Origin of the sequence: Streptomyces sp., assembly GCF_031181555.1 — a bacterium.
GTDB classification, from domain to species: Bacteria; Actinomycetota; Actinomycetes; order Streptomycetales; family Streptomycetaceae; genus Streptomyces; species Streptomyces fimbriatus.
Genome location: NZ_JAPSKQ010000223.1, coordinates 4,855 through 8,249 on the forward strand (window position 1 = coordinate 4,855; position 3,395 = coordinate 8,249).

General features: G+C 72.0%; 3 protein-coding genes and 1 pseudogene. 3 read left to right on the plus strand and 1 reads right to left on the minus strand.

Translation table 11 applies throughout. The annotated features are described in order from the left end of the window. Positions 1-258: 258 nt before the first annotated feature. Positions 259-855, minus strand: a complete 597-nt coding sequence (locus RIM90_RS28850; RefSeq protein ID WP_309063694.1) for an XRE family transcriptional regulator — start codon at positions 853-855, stop codon at positions 259-261. Positions 856-979: 124 nt separating this feature from the next. Here RIM90_RS28850 and RIM90_RS28855 point away from each other — a divergent pair. The 3 genes and pseudogenes from RIM90_RS28855 to RIM90_RS28865 form a co-directional block, all read left to right on the plus strand. Then, positions 980-1,381 (plus strand): annotated as a pseudogene (locus tag RIM90_RS28855) (EamA family transporter); the annotation flags it as partial. 29 nt (positions 1,382-1,410) lie between these two features. Then, complete coding sequence (locus RIM90_RS28860; RefSeq protein WP_309063695.1) at positions 1,411-2,058, plus strand: FMN-binding negative transcriptional regulator; 648 nt, start codon at positions 1,411-1,413, stop codon at positions 2,056-2,058. 40 nt (positions 2,059-2,098) lie between these two features. Continuing rightward, a complete protein-coding gene (locus tag RIM90_RS28865; protein ID WP_309063696.1) occupies positions 2,099-2,806 on the plus strand; it encodes a phenylalanine--tRNA ligase beta subunit-related protein in 708 nt (235 codons plus the stop codon). Positions 2,807-3,395: the final 589 nt, after the last annotated feature.

The window sequence follows — 3,395 nt, forward strand, 5'->3', positions numbered from 1 at the left end:
TGGATTTCGTCGACGAGTCCCCGCTCGAGGAGTTGCCGGCCGATCGTGGACGAGAGGATCTCCGGGTTCCTGCCGTCGACGGCCTCCAGCCCGATCCGGACCGCTTCGGCCACGTCGCGGCTCAGGAAAGTCACGCCACGGGCGGGCCGCGCGTCCTGCCGGGGGACGGGTGAAGGACTGATGCGGGTGCTCGGGCGCACCGGCGACGCGTCCGTCGTGCCGCAGTCGTGGGGCGGGTGTGTCCACTGGACGGCTGCCCTACTGCGCGGGTCGGCCCGCGGAGCCAGGGGCGGGCGGGATGTGAACGGTCATGATCAGGTGGCAGGTCCCGGTGCCCGCGCCGCGGTAGGTGTGGGGGGTGTCGCCGTCGAAGGTGGCGGTCTGCCCGGCCTCGACGGCATGCTCGGTGCCGTCGACGACGAGCACCATCTGGCCGGCGGTGACGCTGACGGTCTCCACGACGCCGGCCTGATGCGGATGGCTGGGGTACTCCTCGCCCGGTTCGAGTTTCCAGCGCCAGACCTCGACCGGGGACGGTCCGGAGGTGGTCAGCATGAGCCGGGCCTCGCCGCCTTTCTCCCCGGCCCACAAGGGCATGACGGCGTCGGCGGACACGACCCGGACACGGCCTTCGGCCGGCCCTTCCATCAGCGCGGACACCGAGATGCCCAGGGTGTCGGCGAGACGGACCAGGGTGGCGAAGTTCGGGTTGCCCTGGGCCTTCTCCAGTCCGACCAGGGCGCCCTTGCTGACCTTGGCGCGCCGGCCGAGTTCGTCCAGGGACAGCCCGGCGCGCGTACGGGCCGCGCGGACGTTGTGCGCGAGCGTCCGCAGTGCCGCCTCGGTCTCGGCCATCGCCTCACCCCTCCAAGCAGATAGATCACTGGACTGCACCGTGCGGTCATTCGATTGACGACTTCCGGTCGATGCACTGTACGGTGTGGTCGCTCCATTGATAGTAAGGGATGTACCCGTGATCGCTCTGCTGCTGGCCTTCGGCGCCGGAGCCGCCATCGCCCTGCAACTGGTCTTCCTGCACCAGGCGCCCTCCGACAGCGGCGTCGGTCCGCTGATCACCGGCCGTGCCGTGTCCTCCGCTGTCACCCTGGCCGCGGCCGGACTGATGTACCGCAGGCTCGGCTCCGAGAAGCCGGCGTACGCGATGTCGGCGACGGCCGGCGTGCTGGACTCGGTGGCGAACCTGCTGTTCCTGCTCGCCGCCCGCAGCGGCGACCTGGCCGTCGTCGCCGTGATCACCGCCCTGTGCCCGGCCGGCACCGTCCTGCTCGCCCGCAGCGTCCTCGCCGAACGGATCCACCGCGGCCAGCTCATCGGCCTGGGCACCGCCGCCGTCGCCGTCAACCTCCTCGCCCTCACCTGACCCCGCACCCCGCCCGGAAGGACCCGCACATGTTCATCCAGCCCTGGGACGCCGCCCTGGACGACGCCGAGTGGCAGACCTGGATCGCCGACGGCCACGACTTCGGCATCCTCAGCGTCAACGGCCTGCCCGGACAGGCGCCCGTCGTCGTGCCCACCCACTTCGCCGTCGACGGTGCCGGCCTGCTGATCCACCTCGCCCGCCCCAACCCCGTCTGGAGGACGATCGAGGCCGACCCGAACGTCACCTTCACCGTCACCGGCGACTACGCCTTCATCCCCGGACCCTGGCGCGCCAAGCCCGGCACCCCGCCCATCGACGGCGTCCCCACCAGCTACTACGCGGCCGTCCAATTCACCTGCCAGGCCACGATCATCGACGGCCCCGAGGCCAAGGCCGAGCTGCTGCGCCGCCAGATGGCCCACTTCCAGCCCGAAGGCGACCACGCCCCCATCGACCCTGAACAGCCCCCCTACGGGCGGATGCTGCCCGGCATCCGCGGCCTGCGCCTGGACGTCACCGAGGTGCGGGCGAAGTTCAAGTACGACGACCACAAACCCGCCGAGCAGCGCACCGACACCGCCCGCCGGCTCACCGAACGCGGCACCGGCCTGGACGCGCCCACTGCAGCCCAGCAACTGCGCCGCCTGGACCGCATCGGCACCTGGAAATCCTGACCCCGGCCCGTCCGCCCTCCCGAAACGGATCCCCCTCGCGATGACCGCCTTCCGCATCACCCCCGCCGTCGCCGACGCCTTCCCCGACACCCTCATCGCCGTCGTCACCGCCACCGGACTGCGCGGCCACGAACCCTGGCCCGCCACCGCCGCCGCCCTGCATGACCTGGAGCGGCAGTTCGCCGACGGTGCCTGGCAGCCCGCCGACGAGAGTGACCCCCGCATCGAGGCGTGGCACACCGCCTACCGCTCCTTCGGCACCAACCCCCGCCGTGTCCGGCCCAGCGTCGACGCCCTCGGACGCCGGTTCGCCAAGAAGGGCACCCTGCCTCGGATCAACCCGGCCGTCGACTCCTACAACGCCGTCTCCGTCCGCCACGGCCTGCCCGCCGGCGCCTTCGACCTCGACCACGTCACCGGCGACGTCGACATCCGTCACGCCGACGGCAGCGAGACCTTCACCCCGCTCGGCGAGCCCGGCACCGTCGAACACCCCAAGGCCGGCGAGATCATCTACACCGACGCCACCGACGTACTGACCCGCCACTGGAACCACCGCGACGCCCACCGCACCCGCGTCACCGAGGGCTCCACCCACGTCGCCTTCGTCCTCGAAACCCTCCACGCCACCCGCGACGGACACCTCCTCAGGACCGCCGTCGGCGAACTGCAGGACCTGCTGGCCCCGCACGCCGACCGGATCCAGGTGCACCACCTCACCCGGGAACGGCCTCAGGTCACCGTCTGAATCCCCGCCCTCTGCGGACGGTGATCCGCCCTCCGGGCCGCGCACGCTGCGGATACCGCCGCTTCACCGGCAAGAAGGCCGGATCCTCCGGATCATGAGGCCGACGGGAGGCGAGCCCGGCCGGTTTGCCCACCGACGACGGCGCTTGGTCGCGGGCAGAGCCCCGTTCCTCGCCGACCGGGGGCGGACGGGTCGGGCCCCGGCGATCCGGCGCACGGTGTCCACGGAACCGCAGCCGGCCTTCAGTCGGCGCTCACGCTCCTCCCGGAACGCCGCGCCCGACTCCTCCCGCCGCATCGCCACGTTCTCCCGCGCCTGATCGAGGACGGTCCGCTTGGGGGTGGGGTGCACCTCGGCCTCTTCGGCCGGCGCGCGTGCGATCAGCAGATCCGTGAACTCGCGCGACGAGGCCGCTCGGCCGGCCCCGACGCTTCGCCTCCGGAAGAGATCGTGCGACCTGCGGCATGCCCCGTACCGCCGTATTGATCGCCCGGCTTCGTGACGGTCGTCCGCAGGACCTCTTCAGCGCGGTCGGACGGCGCGGGCCTCCCGAGGCCGCCGCCCTCGCCGGAACCGTGGAACCGGATTT